This window comes from Algoriphagus chordae, assembly GCF_003254055.1.
In the GTDB taxonomy this organism is placed as follows: Bacteria; Bacteroidota; Bacteroidia; order Cytophagales; family Cyclobacteriaceae; genus Algoriphagus; species Algoriphagus chordae.
On sequence record NZ_QKZT01000029.1, the window covers coordinates 1 to 23,474 of the forward strand.

Here is a 23,474-nt window from a genome sequence, read left to right on the forward strand (position 1 = left end):
TAATGGATATTTTCAAAGGTCAAGAGATCATAGAGTTCAGTAGAAGCTTCCAAACTGATTTGGATTGCAAGAAATATTTGGCAGATCTTAAGTGGAAGGATGGGTTTACTTGCCGAAAATGTGGTCACCACGGAAGTCAAATGCGAAAAGATTACGCAAGAACATGCAATAAATGTAGTGATACAGAAAACCCAGGTGCAGGCACTTTGTTTCATAAGGTCAAATTTGGTCTTTTGAAGGCATTTCACATTTGTTTTGAAATGAGTACGAGTACAAAAGGCTTGTCAGCATTGTATGTTGCAAAACGTTATTCTATCAATCATAAGACTGCAATGAGCTTCATGCATAAAGTACGAGAGGCTATGAAATCAAGTGGAAACAACCCGATACAAGGAGAAGTACATGTCGATGAGTTTGTGGTTGGAGGTCAAGAGGCTGGTCACGTAGGGAGGAGCTACGGTGGTAAGAAAAAGAAGGTGGTATGTGCTGTTGAGCTTACAGAAGCAGGAAAAGTAAAGCGTTTTTATGCACTCCAAATTAAAGACTTTTCTTCCAAGTCACTCCGGCCAATCTTTGAACAACACATTGATAAGATAGCTCAAGTGACCACTGACGAATGGAAAGGATATCGACCGATAAGCAAGGATTACATGGTAAAACAGATCCCAAGTGAGTTGGGCTTGAATTTTAAAGCTATTCACACCATGATTCACAAGGTGAAAACGTGGTTGAGAACCACCTACTCTTGGGTAAGCAAAAGACACATAGATCGCTATTTGAACGAATTTTCCTACAGAATCAATCGATCACAGAATAAGGATACTGTTTTTCATAATCTGATAACCAGAATGGTTAAAGCTGAAAAATTATACGTTCAAAATATAGTATGACTTTAAGTGGTTACCTCTATGCTTTTTTATAAAAATCTAAATTTTCTGTACTTAATAATTTTGAAACAAAAGTTTCGGGTTTAATAGAAAATGGAGGGTTTTGACCAATTTTTTTTGCGTAAAAAAAGTACTCATTCTTGCCTTCTACTAATTCAGTAAAAAAGTCTATCAAAAAAATCGGATTTGATCGCTTACAATTTTGACATTCTCCTGTCAACTTTTCTATAAATCTTTGCCCAACCTCAGAACCAAGTTGATATTCTCCGTATGCCCTATTCCTTGGCTTTCCGGATAATGCAGAGTTATGGTCAAATGGACTAGCATCTACCATTCTTCTTATTGATTCCTCATCTAATTTTAGAAGATGAGTTTGTGGTTCAGGATTACACAGGCATTCGAAAGGAAAACCAAAATCATGTAGATTTTGAGGATTAGAGGCAAACGCACTAGAAATTTTAGACTTTTTGTATAGAGGAGCATTTGACAATAACTCTCTAAATTCATTGCATTTTATCGACATAGTATACAAAAATATAAAAAAAATCACCTAACCCCTCTCGGCGTAGTTTGATCGCTCGTGGCACTGGGTGTAGTTTGTAACTACACCCAAATATCCTTACCAATTTGTAATTGGTTTAACAGCACTACCAATAATCCACTTCGATCAATCCATTCAAACCGGCATAATTCCTGGCGCTCGAATACAAATAATCTTCTTCCTTTTCAACTATCCCCTTCTGAGTGTAGTCAGACCGTTATTGTTACCCCCCTCTCGGCGTAGTTTGATCGCCCGTGGCACTGGGTGTAGTTTGCCCGCCCTTCAAACCGGCCCAAGGCTAAAATCATTCACAGAATGATTTTTTAACGCCTTGTCCTACCCAAATATCCTTACCATTTTGTAATTGGTTTAATAGCACTACCAATAATCCACATCAATCAATCCCTTCAAACCGGCATAATTCCTGGCGCTCGAATACAAATAATCTTCCGGCTTTTCTACAATTCCAGATCTTACAGGATTATCGTGAATATACTTCATTCGACTTTCTATTATCTCTGGACGATAGAGCTCTATTGCGTGATTTTCATGCGTCCAGAATTGTATCCCGATAGCTATCGGGACACCAGACCTTTTGGTGAATTTCGCATGGTATTCAAAGATCATCTGTAGCCATTCCCGCCTACTTTCTTCTGGATTATCAAGAATCAGTTTCAATAATTTCTTACTAATAAATTTCTTAAAGTCCCTTACCCAATCAGACAGTTTCCCATCTTTCTGCTGGACTACTAAGTGAATAAGGTTACTCATGATTACATAGCCATATAGATACAAACCCTTTTCATTTCGACAGTACGTCAGGTTTTCTAAAATAAAGTCACGGTAAACTTTTCTGGAAAACACTTCCGCCCAACCTACAACTTGAAAAGTCAAGAAGTATGGCATTTCATGAGTCTAAAATTTGATTTTATCGGCCTCATGCAATCTCGCTTGGTTGATTTTTGTTCCGAATTATAAGATCTTCAATTGCTCGATTTCTTGATCCTTTATTTGATAAGCTTCGCCCATAGAATGAAAATAATTCGAATCAAGCGAATTACAAATTCTTTGTGATAGAAAGGTGTAGTTACAAACTACACCTAGTACGATGCATTATACTAGGAAAAAAAGAAGCTATTAGGACGTTTAACCATCTCGCAAAGTAGGCAGGATGAGACTCATGAATTAAGCCAATCCCCACTCCAAACCCACAAATAAACTTAAAAAACCAAAGCCTGAGCATGTGTTTGAAACGTTCTGGTGAAGGTCTTTTTTTTACTAAAATCTACTCCCTATTGGAAAATCATTAATATTGTAACGTGATTCTTAGCTTAAGAAATAGGGCAGTGACGTCTGACAGTTCAAATTCATTAATTTCTCTATCTGGCTTTGTCCCAGAGTCACAAGCTGAAAGACCTGGTTGTGGGATAGCTGATTCTTTTGCCACTCCATACACTAATGGAGTTGTATGTCAAATAGGCCCAAATGAAACCGATTTTATCGTCCTTACCTATTCTGACTGTGATATCGGAACACTATGCTGTCCAATTCCAGGTCCCGTACCGGTTTGTAATTAAATTTAGCCGTGCACCTATTACTAATAGGTGCACACTTTAGCCAAATATGAAATATTTTTATATAATTATAATTTTATCCTCTCTGATTTCTTGCTCTCAAAAGGAAGAAAAATCGATTAGTGATCTTGAAATTAATTCAATTTTTGTTGATGTTAATAATCCTGAAACATTTATATTTACAGACTTTTTTGACACAACTTATATTGTTCCCCTAGATAATTCAGAAATACTCGGAAGTATTGACAAACTACTTATAACTAAGGAAAATATTATCGTTTTAGATTATAAAAAAACAAATTCAATTTTTATATACAATAGAAAAGGGGAATTAAAATCACTAATCAATGATTATGGAGAAGGTCCAGAGAAATATAGCTATCCAAGGCAGATTTTCACCTCTAAAGATGAGACTACTCTATATGTTTATTGTATGGGAAGACAAACACTTTTAGCCTATAATTTAGAAGGTAAACTAAATAGCGAGTTTGATTTAGGTAAATATGGCCCTTTAACTGATATTACATATAAAAATGGATTAATATATTTAATACTGAATGACCTTGACTTAGAAGGCAATAGAGCAATAGTGTTAGATGAGTCATTTAATCCGATGGGCAAATTAAATTTTGAAGAGCTATTACCTTATACTATTGGTTTTAATGCCAAAAAACCTAATTTTCTATATTCAAAAAATGGAAATGGCTTATATTTTCAAGAATTAAATTCAGAATTTTTGTTTTCTATAGATAGCATTGATGTCAATAATATTATGAAATTTGATTTTGGCGTTAATAGCTATGATTATATCCCTAATAAAATTTATGATCTTAAAGAATTTAAAGAGACTTCATTAAAGGATAATAAATTTCATGTTTCAAATAATCATATAGATGCGGGGGATGTAATTTTCCTTTCTGTTTCAACAGGTCAAATTGAAAATCTAATAGTATTTGATAAAATAAAAAATAGATCTCATTTTATATACAAAATAGAGAATAATATGACGGGTATGATGAATTTTAATGCTATCTGGAACTCATATAATTTAAATGCTGGTTATTTAGTTGTTGATCTTAATCCCAAGATTTTCAATAGTCTCAAAAGAAAAGTTAAAATTCCTGATGATTATTCTGATTACATAAACAGTATTTCCGTAGATGATTTTGATAACCCAATCCTATTTATTCATAAATTTAAAGATTTAATCCACTTAACTGATGAATAAGCCCCGTCTAGGTGTAGACAGATCGTAATCTAAGCGTAGTTTGTAAATACAATTTTCTATCCTTAGCAATTTTGTAATTAGTCCAATTATACTATTTACCCACAGAGAGCTGGAAGAAATATATGGAAATATTCTGCCAATTCATTTTATCTTGTTTTTTTTGCAGAAAACAATCAATGAACTGTAAATCAAACTCTTAGAAAAATGGAAGAAGAAGAAGACCAGACTATTTACACCGTAACAGTAAACTACGAAGGACAATACAGCATATGGCCAGTTGATAGAGAGCTCCCGCTCGGATGGGAAAGCGTGGGGAAGCAGGGGTATAAGCAAGAATGTTTGGAATATACCAAGGGAATATGGACTGACATGAGACCACCCTCCCTTTAGTAAGGGAATGGAAGAGATGCAACTTCCTCCTGCCTGGGAGTTTGCCTTACACTCCATCTCGGCGTAGTTAGATCGCTCGAGGGTCTGGGTGTAGTTTACCCCCTCTCGGCGTAGTTTGATCGCTCGAGGCACTGGTTGTAGTTTGCCCGCCCTGCAAACCGGCCCAAGGCTAAAATCATTCAACAGAATGATTTTTTAACGCCTTGTCCTACCCAAATATCTTAACCGATTTGTAATCGGAAACCACTCCAAACAATTGTCCAGCGATGAAATCGAATAGCGAATTCGTTGGGATAGGAATGCAGGATTGAGTTAAAAAAAGCTTCACTGAAGCTTTTTTAGCGAGAGGCCAGCTTGCAGAGTGCAAAAAACTACGATGACGGGAAACAAGAATCAGATTCGGTTGAAAAAATCCATAAAATCAAACCAACTGTAGGGATTTAGGGTCTTGGTACAACTCGCACTTTCAAGACTTCTTCAATTGCATCTCCATCTAAGTCTTCAGCATTGAAACGAACAGTCAAAATTAATTCCTCATGATAAAAATCCCACCAATCATCATAAAAACTCATTCCTTCGGTTAAAATCTTATAGGGCATAGAATAGGTTTTTGCCCCTCTTTTAGCAAGTTTAATTTGATGATCATTTATATTAAAATAGGCGAGCCCATCATCAGCCGCGACAGTAATATTAAAAATCAACCCCCTTCTGTAAGGGTGGTATCTGCCGGAATTCCCTCTATCGTAATTGCGTTATCAGGTTCCTGTTCATCGACACAACCAAATAATCCTAAAAGAAAAAGAGAGATAATCAGATAATAGACATTTGCTTTCATTTGAAGATTAGGTTAAAAATACTTTGAATAAAAATTTAAAAATTAGCCTTATCCTAAATTGATCGTGATATTTTTTGAACTTCAATAATTATATTATTCTTCGCGATCTCTTAGTATTTCCCCCAACTGACTAAGGGTACCAAATTGCAAACCAGTGTAGCGTAAGGGAAATGTACCCCACACCTTCAAAGTATGAATAAATTTAATTTATCGCAGGATTTAATCAAAATATTCTCAGGACTTTATTCCACATACAAAACCCTATAAATCAACACAATACAATCATCCCTCTCGGCGTAGTTAGATCGCTCGAGGGACTGGGTGTAGTTTGTAACTACACCCAAATCATTTGTAAGCATTACGAAGTAATAACATCAATAAACAAAGATTCCTATCTGGAAAAGAAACCTTATCAGGATCAAAACGACTCTGGTCCTTCAGCTTTTTCATGAGTCATTGCAACACAAATCTTCAATCCAGAAATTGGACGATAAATAAAATCCTAGTAATTGGGATCCGGAATTCCTGGGATTAAAAACAAAAATAATTCTGGAACTACCCAAAACCCAAAGATAATCATTGTCGAAATTCTTAATTTGGCTTTCGAAACAACCAAAAAGCCATTGGTCTATATGGGGATAATCGCAATAGGCCAATCGGATTTGGTGATAAGAAAATTGGCTTTCAAGCATAAGCCAACATTTTAAATCATATCATTTCAAATGAAGCTATTTGACAATTTACAGACTAAAAAAATACCTAAAGGAACAATTCTCCTGTCCAAAGGAGATTCTTGCAGATCCGTTTATAAGGTAATTAAAGGTTGTCTAAAAAGTTATGTAATCGATAAATCAGGGAAAGAACACATTCTACACTTTGCCTCTGAAGACTGGATAATGACTGATATGGACAGTTTCATGAACAACAAGCCTTCCAATATATTCATAGATGCGATTGAAGACAGTGAGGTGGCATTTCTTACTTCCTCAAATTACAACGATATAAGTCAGTTAGATCATGGTGATTTGCTCGAACAAAACAAAAAACTAGTAAATAATTTGATTACAACCAATAAGCGCTTAATTAACTTATTAAGTGCCACCGCCGAAGAGCGGTATATGGATTTCATAGAAACCTACCCCACACTGATTCAAAGACTTCCACTTAAACTGATCGCTTCCTATCTAGGAATGACGCCCGAATATTTAAGCGATGTCAGACGAAAATTAGCCCAAAAGTGATTTCTTAAGATACCTTAATTTTTATCTTTTTTATTGTACCCACCTTTGTGGTGTAAAAACAATTAAAAGATAAAAATGACAACAACAGCAAAATCAAAAGGGCTAAACATTGCTTTATGGGTAGCTCAAGGGTTAATTTCTCTAACCTTAATTTGGGCAGGTTTCACCAAATTATTTCAACCAATTGAACTAACCGCCCAAATGTTGCCTTGGGCACTTGATAATCCTGGGTTATTAAAATTTACGGGTATCATTGATTTACTTGGCGGCATAGGTATCGTTTTACCGGCGGCTTTAAGAATACAGCCAAAATTAACCGTTCTTGCAGCTTACGGAGTCATTGTATTAATGATAGCTGCCAGCATTTTTCATATATCCAGAGGCGAAGCATCACTTATCGGCATGAACATATTCTTCCTTGCACTTGCTGTTTTTGTAGCTTGGGGCAGAACGAAGAAAGCCGCTATCACTTCCAAATAAGACAGTTTAATCAAAACAAATTCATTATGGTTTTAATAACAGGCGCAACAGGAAATTACGGTAAATCAACCATCGATTTCTTACTTCAAAAAGGTTTCTCTTCTTCAAACATCGTTGCATTAGTAAGGAATGAAGAAAAGGCTTCCGGTTTAAAAGAAAAAGGAATTGCTGTCAGAGTCGGTGATTATGACAATTACACACAATTAGTTGAGGCTTTTGAAGGTATTGACAAATTACTTCTGATTTCAGGTTCTGACATGGTAAACCGTGACAAGCAACATCAAAACGCCGTGAATGCTGCGAAAGAGGCTGGTGTCAACCACATCATCTACACGAGTTTTGAGCGTAAAAACGAAACTGAAACATCTCCTATCACTTTTGTTTCTGCCACTCATATTGCAACCGAAAATTGTTTAAAAAGTAGCGGATTAGACTATACAATTTTGAGAAACAGTTTGTATATGGATATGCTACCTATGTTTTTTGGTGATAAAGTAGTGGAATCAGGTATATTTTTACCAGCAGGAGACACCAAAGCTGCCTTTGCAGTAAGAATGGATATGGCAGAAGCTACCGCTAATATTTTAATGACCGAAGGGCACGAAAACAAAACCTACAATTTTAGCAACAGCGAAAATGTATCTATTCCGGAAATGGCTGAAATCATAAGTGAAGTCGTTGGAAAAGAGATCCCATACCACAGTCCGAGCCAAGAGGTCTATGTGGAAACCTTAACTAAAGCAAATGTTCCCTCAGAATATATAGGGATGTTTGCAGGATTTTCGGCAGCTATCAAACAAGGAGAATTCACAGTTGAACATTCGGATTTAGAAAAAATCCTGGGAAGGAAACCTACCACAGCGAAGGAATTTTTGACCAAAGTGTATGCTTCCTAAAAAGGTCGAACAGTCAACCATAAAATATTATAACGGTTTGGGTATTAACTCAAACCGTTATTGTTTTAAACTAAGTATATTTTTTTGTCTTGAATAGAACCATAGTCCACCTCAATCAGCCCATTCAAACCCGAGTACCTGCCCGCCGTGGCGAGATTCCTAGCGCTAGAATACAGGTAAGCTTCCGGCTCTTTCTTTCTCTCTCACTGATATTTTTGAATGGTGCAGATTTGATATCGGCCATGCCCCCTCTCGGCGTAGTTTGATCGCCCGTGGCACTGGGTGTAGTTTGTAACTACACCCAAATATCCTTACCAATTTGTAATTGGTTTATCAGTACCACTTACCAATAATCCACTTCTATCAAACCCTTCAATCCAGAGTAGTTCCTAGCACTAGAATACAGAAAGTCTTCCGGCTTCTCTACTATACCAGCTCTGACAGGATTATCGTGAATATATTTCATTCTACTCACGATCATCTCAGGACTATAAAGCTTTATAGCATGGTTATCATGAGTCCAGAATTGTAAGTCACCGTTCCTTTTGTTGAATTTCGCATGGTATTCAAAGATCATCTGTAGCCATTCCCGCCTACTTTCTTCTGGATTATCAAGAATCAGTTTCAATAATTTCTTACTAGTAAATTTCTTAAAGTCCCTTACCCAATCAGACAGATTCCCATCTTTCTGCTGGACTACTAAGTGAATATGGTTACTCATGATTACATAGCCATATAGATACAAACCCTTTTCATTTCGACAGTACGTCAGGTTTTCTAAAATAAAGTCACGGTAAACTTTTCTGGAAAACACATCCGCCCAACCTACAACTTGAAAAGTCAAGAAGTATGGAATCTCTTGATCCTTTATTTGATAAGCTTCGCCCATAGAATGAAAATAATTCGAATCAAGCGAATTACAAATTCTTTGGGAAAAGCCTAGCACCAGCCAAGCACGTTAATTACCAATAATCTACCTCATTCAATCCCTTCAAACCGGCATAATTCCTAGCACTAGAATACAGGTAATCTTATGGTTCCTTCTCTCTCTCTTACTGAGTATTTTTGAATGGTTCAGAATTGATATCGGCCATGCCCGCCTACCGGTAGGCAGGCCTATGGCATTTTGCCAACTATTCGATTATTATTTACCAGCCATTGAAATGGCTGGCTAAGTGATCGGTCATGCCTGCCTATCGGCAGACAGGCCTAAAGGCATTGATTCCACAAAATATCATTTATCAGTCCCATCGGGACGATTCATTTTATTGCCAGAGGTTGAAACCTCTGGCAAAATTGATAGCTCTATCATCTGGCAAAGTCCCAGAGGGACGGGCGATATATATTCATCCAATAGGACTGGGTGTAGATTATAGTAATTCCCAACTTTTTTCACCTTCCACCCATTCGCACTCGCCCTAACCAAAGCAAACGATTCCGTAGTATTGGCAAAGCTCAAGACCTCTCTTTGCTTTGCATTTGCTAAATTGGCTAATAATAATTCCTAAAATAATTTACATGAAATCAACTCTATTAACCCTTTTACTAGCCTTCTCCCTGATGGTTTGCAAAGCACAGGATAGCAGACCTGGACCACAGCTACCGCCTGAAACAGGCGAAACATTCAAAGTTGGAATTGCAGGCTACACTTTTGTGAAATTTGACCTGGACAAGACACTCGAAACATTGAAGGCCTTGGATGTACATTATTTATGTATCAAAGATTTCCATTTGCCAATGTCTAGCACCGATGCTGAAATTGCTACTTTTCATGAAAAACTGAAAGCCAATGATATCACAGGATATGCTGTTGGTCCCATCTACATGAAATCTGAGGCCGAAGTCGACAGGGCATTTGACTACGCAAAAAGGGTTGGGGTAAAGCTGATTGTTGGTGTTCCCAATGTGGAACTGCTTCCTTATGTCGATAAGAAAGTGAAGGAGTATGATTTCAAATTTGCAATCCATTTGCACGGGCCAGATATTAAAATCTATCAGGATGCCGACGATGTTTGGAACCACACCAAAGATTTAGATCCTAGAATTGGGATGTGTCTGGACATTGGCCACGACACACGTAACGGTAAAGATCCTGTAGCAGATATGGAAAAATACCACACCCGCGTATTTGATATGCACATTAAGGACGTGACAGCACCTACCAAAGAGGGATATTCACTCGAAGTAGGCCGTGGTATCATCGACTTTCCAGCAATGGTAAGAATGATCAGAAAAGTAGGCTATACCGGAGTGTGCAGTCTGGAGCATGAGAGAAATCAGAACAATCCATTTATGGGGATTGCCGAATCCATAGGATATTTTCGGGGAGTGATTGAAACTACCAAGGAATAGACTTCGGATTATTATTGCATCTAAATTGGCTGAACTCTAAGGGGTTCAGCTTTTTTGATTTAGATCTCTATTCCCCTTTCAACGTAATATAATTGCTCCGGGCATTTGGAGAATATCATGCAGCTTGCGGAAGTGCAGCACTGGGAGCATTTTCCTGCACTATTCGGAATAACTATAATTTTATATTCAAACTCTGGAAGGTTCCTCCAGAATTTCCCGAACTTGGAATATTAAACCAAGATAAGAGTAGTATGCTAATTATACCTGACGAGAAAATCAGCGCATTTCTAGGTTACACAGAACTGATTGAAGCACTGCGTGAGGTTTTTCAGTCTGACTATACCATGCCAGTGCGGCATCATCATTTTTACAAGACAGCAGCAGGAGATGATAATACCCTGATCCTGATGCCCGTCTGGAACAATGAATACATGGGGATGAAGCAGGTGACTGTTGCACCAGCGAATGCTAGTCGAGACATGCCTGCTATTTTTGCGCAGTATATCCTCAGCAATTCCAAAACAGGCGAACCTCTAGCCATGATGAATGCTACTGAGCTCACGGCCCGAAGAACCGCTTGCACCTCCGCACTTGCCGCTTCTTACCTATGCCGAGAGGATGCGGAAAACTTATTGGTAGTGGGAGGCGGATCTGTGGCCAAGCACTTGGTTCAAGCTCATCTGGCAGTGAGGAACTTCAAAAAAGTCTCTGTATGGATGCGGAATTCCATCAAACTGGAAGAGTTCGTAGGGTCTTTGAAGAATCAGGGAATCCAGACAGAAGCAGTTATGGATTTAGAAGAAGCCGCTCGACAAGCAGATCTTATCGCCTGCGCCACCCTTTCAAAAACTCCTGTAATTAAAGGAGATTGGATCAAGCCTGGAACGCACTTGGATATGATAGGTTCTCACAAACCAGACACCCGAGAAACCGACGATGATGCTATTCGTAAGAGCACTATTTTCGTCGATTCCCGAGCGGGAGCACTACATGAGACAGGCGAACTTGCCCTTCCTATCGCTGACGGCATCATCACAGAATCAGACGTGAAAGCAGACATCGTGGAATTAATAAAAGGCAATCATCCTGGAAGAACCTCTGGCGAAGAGGTAACCCTTTTCAAATCCGCCGGTTTGGCAATAGAGGATCTTGCTGCTGCACTGCTGGTTTATAAGAGTTTTAATAGCTCTCTGGCCTGATTATCTTTTTATCCAATTAGATTTAATTATCCATAATATCAGTCATGCCTGTCTACTGGTAAGCAGGCCTACGGAATGTTGTAAACCATTTTTGTAACCATTTACCAGCTTCGGCATTCATTCTACAAAATTACTTATGAGTTCCATCGGAACGATCCATCTTTTTGCAAGAGGTTTTAACCTCTGGAAAATATGATTGCAGTATGATATGGCAGAGTCCCATCCGGACGGGCGATGATGCCTGATTATCTTTTTATCAAATTAGATTTAATTATCCATAATATCAGTCATGCCTGTCTACTGGTAAGCAGGCCTACGGAATTTTGTAAACCATTTTTGTAACCATTTACCAGCTTCGGCATTCATTCTACAAAATTACTTATGAGTTCCATCGGAACGATCCATCTTGTTGCCAGAGGTTTTAACCTCTGGAAAATATGATTGCAGTATGATATGGCAGAGTCCCATAGGGACGGCACATATCTATTAAACTAAAGCTCCATTTCTAGCCTAAAAACTCTCCACAAAAAACAATTCTTTTACTTCTTGGTTTAGAACACCAATACCTATCAACTAACTAGAATATCCAAATGGGAGTTTATCAATTCAAGCGAACACAGACTTTCCAACAACCCATCGAAACCCTTTGGGATTTTATCTCCGATCCTAAAAACCTTAAGAAAATAACTCCTGAGTACATGGGTTTTGACATTACCTCGGAGAATCTGCCAGATCAGATGTATCAAGGGATGATTGTAAGCTATAATGTATCGCCGCTTTTTGGCATCAAAACGACTTGGGTTACGGAAATCACTCATGTCAAACATCAAGAATACTTTGTAGATGAACAGCGCGTAGGCCCTTATAAACTTTGGCATCACCAGCATTTTTTGAGAGCCACTCCATCCGGTACGGAGATGGAGGACATTGTAACTTACCAACCTCCCATGGGCTTAATGGGCAGTTTCATGAATAAGGTTATCATCGCTCAAAAGCTAGAGGAGATTTTTGCTCACCGTCATAAAATGATGAATGAGTTGTTTGGAAAATAGAGAGAGGTAGATTCTTTGATATGATTTTCCGCTAAGACGCCATCACTCTTAATTTCTTCGCTCACTTAGCTGGAAGACCGAAGACCGGAGACCGAAGCTGCATCAATTTTTCCTTCAACCTTTTCTTTTATTGCTTTTAGCGAGTTTCAGGAAGCAAAGCGGATATACATAGCCTCGATATAAAAAAAGGCTGTGCTCAAGGGGAAATTCTAACTAAACATCCAAAATCCCCCTACCCTTTTCACCAATTCGCTGTAAAGTTTCCGTTGTGATATACTTCTTTTGGTCGATCTGCTGAGGTTGCTCTCTACTGCAGAAATAACTATGAATACTCCTGCGCACCTTGTCCGTTTGATTGGTGGTGCCACCATGCCAGACATGGGAGTTAAAAATAAATACCGAACCTGCGGGAGCTATGATCCGAATTTCATCGGGATGTTTCTCAAGAGGATTTGCCATCACTTCATCAGGCAAGGAGCTTAGTTTATGCGATTTGGGTACAATCCGAGTTGAACCGTTATCCTGGGTGAAATCATCCAAAAGCCAAATGCTATTGCAGACTTTATAGGCGCCATTTACGACCGTATTTTTCCAGTCCACATGAAGTTTTTGAAGACCTTGACTGGGTTTTGCTGCTCTATAATTCAGTGAGGACAATTTATAAGCCTGCCCTAGAACTGCTTCAATACCCGCCAGAACACGAGGATGCGTGTAGAAAATATCGAACACAGGTCCTTTATTGACCAAGTTAGCTAAGCGGTCTGCTCCCTCCTCTTTGGGATGACGAATGTATTTTGACTCTGCTAATTCCGCCCCGGCATTTTCACCCTCCACCTGCATCAATTCATCAATTCTATCATTGACTTGTTTGACTTCTTCTGAATTCAATAACTGACCTAAATCGAGATAACCATAGGTATCTAAAAATTCGATTTCTTGATTGCTGAGCATGGGCTGAGGGTTTATGATTGATTAAAGTTAAGTCAATATTCAAATTATAAAACTTTTGAATCTCCACCTACAGCCGCATTTCCAATTCAACCTCTTATCTCCCCGGGATGTGTCACAGACCGAACCATTGGGAAATCACCTGATCTGTGAATTAATTGGTTAATTACCCGTTCCGATTAATTAAACCCTCCAATAGCGATTACGGTAGTTACCCATACGATAAGGCATGAGATAAATATCCCAATGGAATTTGCTAAAAAAGCTTTTTTCCTCTCCATACCGAAAAGGTAGCCTGCAATGGTGCCTGCATAGACCCCAGTGCCGGGAATCGGTAGCAACACAAAGAACATTAATCCCCAAAAACCGTATTTTTTCACATTTTTGCCTGCCCCTGCTTTTGCTCTACGCCCTACAAAAATCGCTGCTTTCTTGTAATGATACCATTTCAGGAAATAACGATTGACTACACCTAAAAAAAATGTCATCACGGGGAAAACCAGCACATTCGCTAAAAAGCACAGTACAAAGGCCAAATAAATATTTATATCATTTAGGAGGGCGTAAGGAATACCGAATTTCGCCTCTCCGAAAGGGGAAATGCTCCAAAGCATGGCGATAAGTATGTCGAGAAACATTAGGTGCTGATTAGATGCCGCAAAAGTAATCAATTCGTAAGCAGAACCACAGAGTAATACTTCAAATTATAGGTAGAAACGATTTTCAGCACAAAAGGATTTTCTTTTCTTCAAGTATATCTGCATACCAGCCAGTGACAAAAACCAATTAAAGTCCAAGCAAATAAACCCGATGCATTTAATAGTTTAATTCCCTAATAAAACACTCTGTACTTGACTGAAAGCCAGTATTTATTTCATTCATGTCAAAACCCCTTGCCATAACTATTAGCGTTATTATAGCCCAAAAAACGCTATAAATCCGAAAAAAAAATGAACAATTGGTATCAATTCACGTTGAGTTTTACGTAATTCGCTATACATAGTCCTCCAATATTCAGATTGATTTTCAGCAAAGCCACATATCGCAGCGTCGCTTTTGGGTTTTTAGTTATACTAGGCTCCCTTTTGGTTGTACCTTCTATCATCGTATCAGCGATAGATGAGGAAGCTGATATTTCTATGGTATATTCCTTTGCAGAAGAAGAGACTAAAGAACACGAAGTTAATTTCTCAGCAAATCTGGATGAATTTATTTTTTCAAGTACCTATTTGAATGAAAGAGCATTCTCTGACTTAATTACAGTCAAATTTAACAATGTGGACTTTTTGACCAGCCAACATTACGTTGGGATTATCGTCCCCCCTCCTGAGTTTTCCTGATTTTTCTTTTCCCATGCCAGCGGTTGCTGTCATTTGCGGACAAACTAAACGCATAAGTAAAATATCCTTTTTACTAGTGCAGGAATTTTAACTCATAATTTAATTACATGAAAAGTAATAATCTTTTTGCGCATCTGAAATCAGATGTTGCATCTGGTTTAGTAGTATTTCTGGTGGCGCTACCCCTCTGTTTAGGAATTGCGCTAGCCTCTGGAGCCCCCTTATTTGCAGGAATCATCACAGGAATCATTGGTGGTATCGTAGTCGGATTTCTAAGCCAATCCCACATAAGTGTCTCAGGACCAGCCGCTGGTCTTACAGCTATCGTATTCGTCGCTATTACCGATCTTGGCTATGAAGCGTTTTTAATAGCGGTCATTTTAGCAGGCGCTATGCAATTAATCCTTGGCTTTTTGAAAGCAGGATCAATCTCTAACTACTTCCCTTCCAATGTAATAGAAGGCATGCTAGCAGGTATTGGAGTAATTATCCTTATTCAGCAAATCCCCAAAGCCTTAGGCTCAGATGTGGAAGTAAGTTCTGGTTTCGGAATATTTGCAGAATTATTTGCAGCTTTTCAGGACATTCGACCTGGCATCTTGATTATCACGGCTGCATCTTTAGCGGTGCTTATTATCTGGACCAAAGTCCCTGCATTGAAGAAGCTAAAGCTTGTTCCTGGAGCCTTAGTAGCTGTTGCTATCGGTATCCTGATCAACCAGATATTTATAATGACGAACAGCTCCTTGGTGGTCAGTTCCGAATACTTAGTGAGCCTTCCCGTGCCTACCAGTTTTGAAGAATTCAAAGGCATTTTCGTAACTCCATCTTATAGTGATATACTCAACCCTGGGGTATGGATAGTCGCGATCACCATAACTATTGTAGCTTCTATTGAAACTCTATTATGCATAGAAGCCACAGAAAGATTAGACCCCTTGAAGCGATCTGTCAATACAAACGTGGAATTAAAGGCTCAGGGAATTGGAAATATAATCGCTGGCGCATTAGGTGGCCTACCGATGACTTCTGTGGTAGTGAGGTCTTCTGCAAATGCTAATGCAGGAGCAAAAACCAAAATGTCTGCAATTGTACACGGTTTATTGCTGCTTATTTGTGTGCTAAGCATCCCTACTATTTTGAATATGATTCCGATGGCTACCCTCGCTGCCATTTTATTACTTATAGGTTACAAATTGGCTAACCCAAGTACAATCAAGCACTTTTGGGCGCGAGGGAAGTATCAATTTATCCCTTTTATAGCCACCTTGTTAGCGGTCGTTTTCCTTGGTTTACTAAATGGTGTAGTATTGGGTTTGATAATAAGTGCCGTTTTCGTTCTAAAAGGAAACCTTAAAAAAGCTTACTTCTTTAGAAAGGAAGAATATAAAAACGGAGAGGTATTCCATGTGGATTTGGCTCAGGAGGTTTCATTTCTCAACAAAGCTGCAATCAAACTTACCCTTAACAACCTTCCTGACAACTCAAAAGTAATCATCGATGCATCTGACACCGTATATATTGCTCAGGATGTATTGGATTTAATCAATGAATTTAAGATGATAGGCGCTGAAGATAAAGACATTGAGGTTGTATTAGTAGGCTTCAAAGAGGCATATAACCTTGAAAATGATATTAAATCAAACGACGAAGTCTACACAAAAAAGCGTGTATTAAAAGAAGAAAAAATCAGTGAATTGTTTCATCATTAATTTCATCACCCTCAAACTAACAGTAAAAAAATGAAAGCACATACAGCAGAAACTCAAGCAACAATTACCCCTGCAAAGGCCTTAGAAATTCTAAAAGAAGGCAATCAAAGATTTGTTAATAATCTGAAAATAAACAGAAATCTACTTGAACAAGTGAATGAAACCAAAGACGGTCAATTCCCATTTGCCGTGGTATTAAGTTGCATTGACAGTAGAACCTCTGCAGAATTGATTTTTGATCAAGGATTGGGCGATATTTTTAGTATCAGGATTGCTGGAAACATCATCAACGAGGACATTTTGGGCAGCATGGAATTCGCGTGCAAACTGGCGGGATCAAAACTGATTGTAGTTCTCGGTCATAGCAGATGTGGGGCAATTAAAGGCGCTTGCGCAGGTGTGAAAACAGGGAATTTAACGGGATTGCTGGAAAAGGTAAACCCTGCTATTGATGAGGTCAAAAATGAGATGCCCAACACAGAGCAAACAGAGCCTGAATTTATCACTGCGGTGGAAAAGCAAAATGTAATAAGCATGATGGACAAAATCATCAAGGAAAGTCCAGTCTTAAAAGAATTATACGAAAATGGCGAAATAGGCATGATAGGTAGCTATTACGATGTGGAAACTGGTGAGGTGAGCTTTATGAAAGCCAGCATCGAGGAAGCAGTAGCTCATTAATTATTTCTTGAAAAAGCAGTTTTAACGGAATGGGGATTACTCCATTTTGGTTAAAACTGCTTTTTAATTTCCCTCTTCGCATACCATACATTTACTAGGTATAGCTGTATTTTTCCCTTCTCCTCTATATGTTTCTCAGAAACTGAAATAATGTGCAAGTTGTCACATGTGTAAACACAGACCAGGGCGAGAATAGCCATCTCAGCCAGCCTCATCAATCAACTTATCACCTGACTATTCCTTCCTGATCAACTGCACTGCGTCCAAACGTACTCGTGCTTTTTTTATCAAACCAGACAAGGTATTCCGCTCATCTATTGCAGTCTGGATTTCATCCATTCTGATATCTTTATTCTTTTTCTGTAAGGCTGTCAAGCGATTGATCTCATGATCCAGAGTGAGTTTCATCCTATCCAAACCAGCTTCTATTTCTTTCTCGCCCCTTGTATCGGCGATTTCTGTGGCTGATGAAATCATATTGGGCAGTAAGGTATCCACAAACAGCTCATTGTCAAGTAAGGGTTCTATACTAGTTGGCACCACGCTCTTATTAAGCATGGTAGCAGAAAAACTGTCGGTCACTTCTTTCCCCGTATGATCTACCACTATTCTCAGTGGGGTATCAGCAAGGAAGCGATCTATATCTATACTTTGTTTACCTGCGGTTTCCAGCACAAAAATCAATTCAAGTAAAAGCCCCGGACTTCCCGTACCTCGAATCAACCCACTACTGGCAGTCCCTAAAGTCGAACTCAGCACCTTATCGATAGCCCCCGTAGCCATGGGATGATCCCAAGTAAGGAAGCTTACATCCTCCCTACTAAGTGCTCTCTTTCTATCGAAAGTAATCTGCACGCCCTCTTTCGGCACGGAAGGAAACACCTCAGCGCTATACGATGCCGGATGCAACAGGTAGGTGCGAGGGGCTAGGTCTTCCATCTCTATGTCAAAATATCGAAAGACTTTCGTGAGATATGTTTCCAAAACTGGGTCATTATCCTCCGTTTGAATTTGCTCAATCAGTTTCTCCGCTACTTTCGGACGAAAAGAATTCATTTCCAGTAACTTATCACGTCCTTCGGCAAGATTACTCTTTAGCTCTTTTTGAAATGCCGCTGTTTCGGCAATCAGAGTTTCAAGCTGAGATTGAGCTTCCTTTTTCGATGCCAATTTGGAAATAGCAAGTAAACACTTGCTAAAAAGCTTGGAGATAATATTTCCTCCTTCAAGATTGGTATTGAAAGCATCCAAGCCTTCGTGAAACCATCTGACAAGGAGTTCTTGTGAGCTCCCCTGCAGATATGGAATGTAAATCGTGATATCCTCCTGCTGCCCTATTCGGTCAAGACGGCCTATTCTCTGCTCCAGCAATTCCGGATGAAAAGGCATATCAAAAAGGACTAGATGATGCGCGAATTGAAAATTCCTACCCTCACTGCCAATTTCTGAGCATATAAGCAGCTGAGCTCCTTCAGGCTCCGCAAACCACGCAGCATTACGATCCCGCTGTACCAGGGTGAGCTCTTCGTGAAAAACACTAGCCGTCAACTCTGGATAATTACTAATCGCAGCTTCCAAGGCCAGCACTTTTTCTTTGGTACTACAGATCAAGAGGATTTTTGCATCCTGCAATTCCTGCATTTTCCCCACAAGCCAGCTTAGCCTAGGATCCTCGTCAAACCAAAATTCCTGCTCAGGTTTAGGTGCTGACTCATTCCCCATATCATAGGAAAATTCCTTACTCATTCGCTCTATCCAAAGGCTATGATTCTCCTTTTCTTCAAGAGGAATCAGCTGTGCAATTCTCTTAGGAAATCCAATCATGGCCAAGCGTGTATTTCGAAAAAGCACTCTTCCAGGACCATGCTGATCGAGTAAATCTTCAATAAGATTATGCCTCGTCAGCTCATCTTTATTGGATAGTGAGTCTATTCTTTCTTTAGGAAAAATAGTTTCTAGCAGTGAGATATCTTTTGCTGTTAAGTCTTTGCCAGCCGATAGTTTTTCCACGATTGAGGCAATGTCTTTAGAGCCTTCAGCTTCCTTGATGAAGTCATCGTAATTATGGTATCGGTTGGGATCCAGTAATCGCAGTCGTGCAAAGTGACTTTCTACTCCCAATTGCTCCGGTGTTGCAGTGAGAAGTAGCAATCCCTTGGCTTTCTGACTCAGCAATTCCACGATGCTATACTCAGGACTTACCTCATCTACAGACCATTCCAGATGATGGGCTTCATCTACTACCAGCATGTCCCAATCGGCAGAGATGGCTTGTAGGGTTCGCTTTTGTGAATTGGCAAGAAATTCTATGCTACAAATCACCAATTGATCATCGAGAAAAGGATTGCCTTCGGGTGCTCCCTTTTCCAAAGACTTACAACGCTCCTCATCAAAAATATTAAACCAGAGGTTGAATCTTCTCAGCACCTCCACAAACCACTGATGAACCAAGGATTCTGGAACAAGAATAAGTACCCTAGAAATCCTCCCTGTCACCAACAAACGATGTAGTATCAAACAGGCCTCTATGGTTTTTCCCAATCCAACTTGATCAGAAAGTAGCACTCGTGGCGCAAACCTGGAACTCACCTCATGAGCGATATAAAACTGATGAGGAATCAAATCTATTTTCCCCCCAACAAATCCATGTACCGGAGATATTCTTCTTTGATAATTGTGATCCAGCGTTTCTCTGCGCAAGGCAAATAGCTCAGGAGAATCCACATCTCCCGCAAAGAGTCTATCATCCACCGTATGTGAAGTAGAAACATCGCCAAGCTCAGCCTCAGTCAATTCTCTATCGTCCCCATAGTATACATACAGGCCATTTTCAAGCCTAACATCCTCTATCAACATTGCATTTCCTTGCTGATCTACGATAGTATGTCCTGGCTTGAAAACAGTTCTGAGCAACGGCGTATTTTCCTCAGAATATAACCTCAGTTCTTCTGCTACCGGAAAGGCTATCCTTACTTTTCCTTTGCTTACTTCCGTCACTATGCCTACTCCGAGCTCAGGCTCTCCAGAACTGGTATATCGTTGATTAAGAGAAAATTCTCCCATGAAAAATGTTTTTGTTTAGAGGATTGATGTAATGTGAATACCTGTCAAGACGCCAGAAGGATTTCTGCTTTGCTTGGAAAGCAGCCGACCCGACTCATAGTACCCGATGAAGCCTCAATTCTGAGTTAAGCGATTTTGTTTAAAATGATGCTTAGTCATTACTGAAGTATCAGAAAGTCAACCGAAAAGCAATTCATACCTGTAAGGGTCTTTTGATGAAAACAACAGAGTTGTGTTTGTCGCTTTTTTGGATGAGAACAAAGATAGCAGAAAAGAGCCAAGCTTGCTATAGGCTTAGTTAATGAAATGATCTGAGCTGTAATTCAAGACCTAGCTTAGGAGGATATTTTTCAAGATTTTTTTTCTTTAACATAATTACTTTTCAATAATTCGCCTGAATAGAAACCATGAGATAATTAAAAATCACTTATACATAAGTATGAATAATAATAATTATTGCTTTAGCATAAAGTGAAATTAAAGTACCTGAAAGCAAAAAATAAACAAGCTATTTTTTACTATATGTTTACCAGCAGCAAACGGAAACCAACATACCACTAGCACACTTTTTATCCTGAATATTGATAATCACATAGAAATACAAAACAATTTTTATTCACTTTTAAACTGAGCATATTATGACTAATGAAAAAAACAACGTTTTAGTAGAACTAACTCGTGATGAAATTTTAACCACAAATTCATCAATTGAAATCAACGTAACTCGAGATGCTGACATGGACTCTGTCATCAAAAGCATAGCGGTACAAGGAGTAGATGGTAAAGTAACTCCAACTCGAAAGGCTGGAAATTTCGTATGGAAGCCAGTAAATGGAATTCCTCCGGGGAAACACCAATTGACGATCGAGCCGATTGTGAATTCAAAATCCAAAAAACTGTCTGACACAATTGTCATCCCTTTCACGGTCATTGCTACCAAGTCAAAAGTCGATAATACTGTCTTGATTGGGAGTTTTGTCAGATTGAAGCTTGTTGAAAATGGGGTGGAGAGATTGCCAAATGATAAAATTACAGATGATGGTTTTATCGAATTTTATAAAGCGATTGACCGTAAAAAGGGTATGCCGATCTCCTTTGAAATTGATCACAATGGAAGAAAAGTCGACGGTGAAAAAATCTTGGAAAATCATCGAAATAAATTGAATGCAAAATTCGGAAAACTCCATCCTTCACTTTATTCACTCATCACTTCCAATAAGCCCCCGAAAACGGTCTTAGTAGATATTTGGCAGGAAATAGAAGAACCTGAAGCCCAATCCACTGATCGTGCTCTAAATGATTGCGAACAAGAAACTAGCAGTAAAAAAGATCAAGAACAGAGACAAGAAATGCTTAAGCGAATGGAGAAATTTTCCAAATCACTTAAAGGAAAATTGGAGATTGTGAAGATTGATGAAATAGCTCCGGTGGTTACTGCGAAGGTCGAAACTGCAAGCATCCGTGAATTGATAGCCAATAAAGAAGTTGCCGGAATACTTTTACACGAAACTGAAGGAATTGAAGATCTGGATAATTCTATTGCAATAGCCGAGTCTGACGTAGTCCATGCTGGAGGCGAAAGAGGCTATGGCGTAAAGGTAGCTGTCTGGGAAGGAGGCCCTGCAAGCAACGCCAATTTAGTAATTGCAGGAAAATTCAAAGCTAATCCTACCTCCACTTCAGACCATTCACAGAACGTGCATGCCATTATCAAAAATAATGAATCGGGAACACCAGATGGACATGCGCCCGACTGTAGCCTGTATTCCGCTAACGATTACGATAGAGATGCATTAACCTGGGCAGTGAAAGAGAAAGGTTGTACTGTCATAAATCAAAGTTTTCACAGGGCAAGCGAGCCAGGTTCAGGAGCATTGTCAGGAGATGATATTTATGGGGATTATCTTGCTGTACGGAGCCCATACCCCCTAATCGTTCATGCAGCTGGCAATTTCTGGAATGGAGACCCCGACAATATTACTCCCCCAAGCAGCGAATACGTCAACCATAAGGGCTATAATACCATTTCGGTAGGAAACCATAATGATTCAGCTTCCGCCATGTCAAACTCATCGGTTTTTCGTAATCCCACTTCTTCTCATGGGGACCGAGAACTACCAGAGATAGCAGCAAATGGCATGGGTGTAACCGCAGATGGAATTACCAAAAGTGGTACAAGCATGGCTTCGCCAGCAGTGGTAGGAGTTTCTGCTCTATTGCAGGGAACAAACTCCACCTTGAAGCATTGGCCTGAAGGTTGCCGAGCAATTCTATTAGCCAGTGCAACAAAAAACGTGGAAGGAAATACCTGGTGGCAGGATGTCAGTAATGGCGTAGACGCAAAGGATGGTGCTGGGGCTGTCAATGCAAATGAAGGTCGCAAAATTGCTAACAACAGAAGATATCGGAATGCTCCGGCCACTTTAAGGGGCTGGGATATTGGATTACTTAGTTCTTCAAATTTCGGCAACGATAAACTATCGACCTTCGAATATAAAGTCTCAGTTCCCAATTACTTCTATGGACCAAGGAAAGTAAAAGTGGCCTTGGCATGGACTTCAAAAGCTACCAAAACATCGCTTCTATTTTTCAGCTGGTATATGTCTCAATTGAAAGTTGACTTAGACCTGATCATCTATGATGAAAATGGCGCAGTGGTCGGATATAGTGGGTCTTGGGATAACAGCTATGAGATTGCGGAATTCACCGGTCAACCAGGAAAAACCTATACCATAAAGATCCGCCGTTGGTCCGGTACTGATTCTACTTGGTTTGGTATTGCTTGGACTGTGACAGGCGGTATGAGCTTTACGCTAAATCCAGAACTGCTACAAACAAGACGTATGTTGGGTGATTTTTAGCCGCTAGGGAAATCTTAAAGGCTATCTACATTTCGTGGATAGCCTTTTTTATTGTCAAAATTTTTAATCTGGCATCAAGTCTATCCTTTCCCCTTGAATCCCATCTCTTTTGCATTATTCAAGATTATAGACAGGAAAAATCGATGTCTCCAACAGTAATATTTGAGGTGAAAAACAAAACCCATTCACCCAAA

The 23,474-nt window shown here is 39.3% G+C and carries 21 protein-coding genes; 13 read left to right on the forward strand and 8 right to left on the reverse strand.

Translation table 11 applies throughout. The features are described 5' to 3' along the window. The first annotated feature begins 2 nt into the window (after positions 1–2). Positions 3–890, forward strand: coding sequence for an IS1595 family transposase (locus tag LV85_RS20720; RefSeq protein ID WP_111323042.1), 888 nt, complete (start codon positions 3–5; stop codon positions 888–890). Positions 891–906: 16 nt separating this feature from the next. Here the strand turns inward: LV85_RS20720 and LV85_RS20725 are convergent, their stop codons facing one another. Continuing rightward, a complete protein-coding gene (locus tag LV85_RS20725) occupies positions 907–1,410 on the reverse strand; it encodes a hypothetical protein (protein WP_111323044.1) in 504 nt (167 codons plus the stop codon). A gap of 396 nt (positions 1,411–1,806) precedes the next feature. Next, on the reverse strand, positions 1,807–2,334 hold the full coding sequence (locus tag LV85_RS20730; RefSeq protein WP_111323046.1) for a transposase: 528 nt from the start codon (positions 2,332–2,334) through the stop codon (positions 1,807–1,809). A 717-nt stretch (positions 2,335–3,051) separates the two neighbouring features. On the opposite strand from LV85_RS20730, the gene LV85_RS20735 reads away from it, so the two are divergent. Then, entirely contained in the window at positions 3,052–4,230 is a 1,179-nt protein-coding gene (locus LV85_RS20735; RefSeq protein WP_111323048.1) for a 6-bladed beta-propeller, read from the forward strand. Positions 4,231–4,434: 204 nt separating this feature from the next. Further along, complete coding sequence (locus LV85_RS20740) at positions 4,435–4,620, forward strand: MbtH family protein (protein WP_111323050.1); 186 nt, start codon at positions 4,435–4,437, stop codon at positions 4,618–4,620. A 440-nt stretch (positions 4,621–5,060) separates the two neighbouring features. Here the strand turns inward: LV85_RS20740 and LV85_RS22120 are convergent, their stop codons facing one another. Next, on the reverse strand, positions 5,061–5,219 hold the full coding sequence (locus LV85_RS22120; RefSeq protein ID WP_158531221.1) for a hypothetical protein: 159 nt from the start codon (positions 5,217–5,219) through the stop codon (positions 5,061–5,063). Positions 5,220–5,317: 98 nt separating this feature from the next. Next, positions 5,318–5,455: a hypothetical protein gene (locus LV85_RS22265; RefSeq protein ID WP_211318452.1), complete on the reverse strand. Its 138-nt coding sequence runs from the start codon at positions 5,453–5,455 to the stop codon at positions 5,318–5,320. 722 nt (positions 5,456–6,177) lie between these two features. Between LV85_RS22265 and LV85_RS20755 the strand changes: the two genes are divergently transcribed. The 3 genes from LV85_RS20755 (at position 6,178) to LV85_RS20765 (ending at position 8,072) form a co-directional block, all read left to right on the forward strand. Further along, entirely contained in the window at positions 6,178–6,696 is a 519-nt protein-coding gene (locus tag LV85_RS20755; RefSeq protein WP_111323056.1) for a Crp/Fnr family transcriptional regulator, read from the forward strand. A 75-nt stretch (positions 6,697–6,771) separates the two neighbouring features. Beyond that, entirely contained in the window at positions 6,772–7,176 is a 405-nt protein-coding gene (locus LV85_RS20760; RefSeq protein ID WP_111323058.1) for a DoxX family protein, read from the forward strand. Positions 7,177–7,202: 26 nt separating this feature from the next. Continuing rightward, on the forward strand, positions 7,203–8,072 hold the full coding sequence (locus tag LV85_RS20765) for an SDR family oxidoreductase (protein ID WP_111323060.1): 870 nt from the start codon (positions 7,203–7,205) through the stop codon (positions 8,070–8,072). Positions 8,073–8,415: 343 nt separating this feature from the next. On the opposite strand, the gene LV85_RS20770 is transcribed toward LV85_RS20765, so the two are convergent. Further along, the gene (locus tag LV85_RS20770) at positions 8,416–8,961 is read right to left on the reverse strand and encodes an REP-associated tyrosine transposase (protein WP_111323062.1); all 546 of its coding nucleotides are present in this window, start codon (positions 8,959–8,961) and stop codon (positions 8,416–8,418) included. A gap of 629 nt (positions 8,962–9,590) precedes the next feature. Here LV85_RS20770 and LV85_RS20780 point away from each other — a divergent pair. The 3 genes from LV85_RS20780 (at position 9,591) to LV85_RS20790 (ending at position 12,675) form a co-directional block, all read left to right on the forward strand. After that, positions 9,591–10,424, forward strand: a complete 834-nt coding sequence (locus tag LV85_RS20780) for a sugar phosphate isomerase/epimerase family protein (protein ID WP_111323066.1) — start codon at positions 9,591–9,593, stop codon at positions 10,422–10,424. A gap of 251 nt (positions 10,425–10,675) precedes the next feature. After that, positions 10,676–11,623: an ornithine cyclodeaminase family protein gene (locus LV85_RS20785; RefSeq protein ID WP_111323121.1), complete on the forward strand. Its 948-nt coding sequence runs from the start codon at positions 10,676–10,678 to the stop codon at positions 11,621–11,623. A gap of 590 nt (positions 11,624–12,213) precedes the next feature. Further along, the gene (locus LV85_RS20790; RefSeq protein WP_111323068.1) at positions 12,214–12,675 is read left to right on the forward strand and encodes an SRPBCC family protein; all 462 of its coding nucleotides are present in this window, start codon (positions 12,214–12,216) and stop codon (positions 12,673–12,675) included. A 213-nt stretch (positions 12,676–12,888) separates the two neighbouring features. Here the strand turns inward: LV85_RS20790 and LV85_RS20795 are convergent, their stop codons facing one another. Next, a complete protein-coding gene (locus LV85_RS20795) occupies positions 12,889–13,626 on the reverse strand; it encodes a phytanoyl-CoA dioxygenase family protein (protein ID WP_111323070.1) in 738 nt (245 codons plus the stop codon). 176 nt (positions 13,627–13,802) lie between these two features. Beyond that, positions 13,803–14,261 carry a COG2426 family protein gene (locus tag LV85_RS20800; protein ID WP_111323072.1) on the reverse strand — a complete coding sequence of 153 codons (459 nt, stop codon included), beginning with the start codon at positions 14,259–14,261 and terminating at the stop codon, positions 13,803–13,805. A 447-nt stretch (positions 14,262–14,708) separates the two neighbouring features. On the opposite strand from LV85_RS20800, the gene LV85_RS20805 reads away from it, so the two are divergent. The 3 genes from LV85_RS20805 to LV85_RS20815 all read left to right on the forward strand — a co-directional run bounded on the left by LV85_RS20805 (position 14,709) and on the right by LV85_RS20815 (position 17,356). Then, entirely contained in the window at positions 14,709–14,963 is a 255-nt protein-coding gene (locus LV85_RS20805; protein ID WP_146260522.1) for a hypothetical protein, read from the forward strand. A gap of 107 nt (positions 14,964–15,070) precedes the next feature. Further along, complete coding sequence (locus LV85_RS20810) at positions 15,071–16,675, forward strand: SulP family inorganic anion transporter (protein ID WP_111323076.1); 1,605 nt, start codon at positions 15,071–15,073, stop codon at positions 16,673–16,675. A 30-nt stretch (positions 16,676–16,705) separates the two neighbouring features. Next, complete coding sequence (locus tag LV85_RS20815) at positions 16,706–17,356, forward strand: carbonic anhydrase family protein (protein ID WP_111323078.1); 651 nt, start codon at positions 16,706–16,708, stop codon at positions 17,354–17,356. Between the two features lie 234 nt (positions 17,357–17,590). On the opposite strand, the gene rapA is transcribed toward LV85_RS20815, so the two are convergent. Next, positions 17,591–20,419, reverse strand: coding sequence for an RNA polymerase-associated protein RapA (gene rapA, locus LV85_RS20820; RefSeq protein ID WP_111323080.1), 2,829 nt, complete (start codon positions 20,417–20,419; stop codon positions 17,591–17,593). A gap of 638 nt (positions 20,420–21,057) precedes the next feature. Between rapA and LV85_RS20825 the strand changes: the two genes are divergently transcribed. Further along, entirely contained in the window at positions 21,058–23,280 is a 2,223-nt protein-coding gene (locus tag LV85_RS20825) for a S8 family peptidase (protein ID WP_111323082.1), read from the forward strand. Positions 23,281–23,474 lie beyond the last annotated feature (194 nt).

Excerpts from the sequence above, each read along its gene's own strand:
- LV85_RS20720 (WP_111323042.1), top strand. The coding sequence starts at position 3 with ATGGATATTTTCAAAGGTCAAGAGATCATAGAGTTCAGTAGAAGCTTC.
- LV85_RS20725 (WP_111323044.1), bottom strand. The coding sequence starts at position 1,410 with ATGTCGATAAAATGCAATGAATTTAGAGAGTTATTGTCAAATGCTCCT.
- LV85_RS20730 (WP_111323046.1), bottom strand. The coding sequence starts at position 2,334 with ATGCCATACTTCTTGACTTTTCAAGTTGTAGGTTGGGCGGAAGTGTTT.
- LV85_RS20735 (WP_111323048.1), top strand. The coding sequence starts at position 3,052 with ATGAAATATTTTTATATAATTATAATTTTATCCTCTCTGATTTCTTGC.
- LV85_RS20740 (WP_111323050.1), top strand. The coding sequence starts at position 4,435 with ATGGAAGAAGAAGAAGACCAGACTATTTACACCGTAACAGTAAACTAC.
- LV85_RS22120 (WP_158531221.1), bottom strand. The coding sequence starts at position 5,219 with ATGCCCTATAAGATTTTAACCGAAGGAATGAGTTTTTATGATGATTGG.
- LV85_RS22265 (WP_211318452.1), bottom strand. The coding sequence starts at position 5,455 with ATGAAAGCAAATGTCTATTATCTGATTATCTCTCTTTTTCTTTTAGGA.
- LV85_RS20755 (WP_111323056.1), top strand. The coding sequence starts at position 6,178 with ATGAAGCTATTTGACAATTTACAGACTAAAAAAATACCTAAAGGAACA.
- LV85_RS20760 (WP_111323058.1), top strand. The coding sequence starts at position 6,772 with ATGACAACAACAGCAAAATCAAAAGGGCTAAACATTGCTTTATGGGTA.
- LV85_RS20765 (WP_111323060.1), top strand. The coding sequence starts at position 7,203 with ATGGTTTTAATAACAGGCGCAACAGGAAATTACGGTAAATCAACCATC.
- LV85_RS20770 (WP_111323062.1), bottom strand. The coding sequence starts at position 8,961 with ATGGGCGAAGCTTATCAAATAAAGGATCAAGAGATTCCATACTTCTTG.
- LV85_RS20780 (WP_111323066.1), top strand. The coding sequence starts at position 9,591 with ATGAAATCAACTCTATTAACCCTTTTACTAGCCTTCTCCCTGATGGTT.
- LV85_RS20785 (WP_111323121.1), top strand. The coding sequence starts at position 10,676 with ATGCTAATTATACCTGACGAGAAAATCAGCGCATTTCTAGGTTACACA.
- LV85_RS20790 (WP_111323068.1), top strand. The coding sequence starts at position 12,214 with ATGGGAGTTTATCAATTCAAGCGAACACAGACTTTCCAACAACCCATC.
- LV85_RS20795 (WP_111323070.1), bottom strand. The coding sequence starts at position 13,626 with ATGCTCAGCAATCAAGAAATCGAATTTTTAGATACCTATGGTTATCTC.
- LV85_RS20800 (WP_111323072.1), bottom strand. The coding sequence starts at position 14,261 with ATGTTTCTCGACATACTTATCGCCATGCTTTGGAGCATTTCCCCTTTC.
- LV85_RS20810 (WP_111323076.1), top strand. The coding sequence starts at position 15,071 with ATGAAAAGTAATAATCTTTTTGCGCATCTGAAATCAGATGTTGCATCT.
- LV85_RS20815 (WP_111323078.1), top strand. The coding sequence starts at position 16,706 with ATGAAAGCACATACAGCAGAAACTCAAGCAACAATTACCCCTGCAAAG.
- rapA (WP_111323080.1), bottom strand. The coding sequence starts at position 20,419 with ATGGGAGAATTTTCTCTTAATCAACGATATACCAGTTCTGGAGAGCCT.
- LV85_RS20825 (WP_111323082.1), top strand. The coding sequence starts at position 21,058 with ATGACTAATGAAAAAAACAACGTTTTAGTAGAACTAACTCGTGATGAA.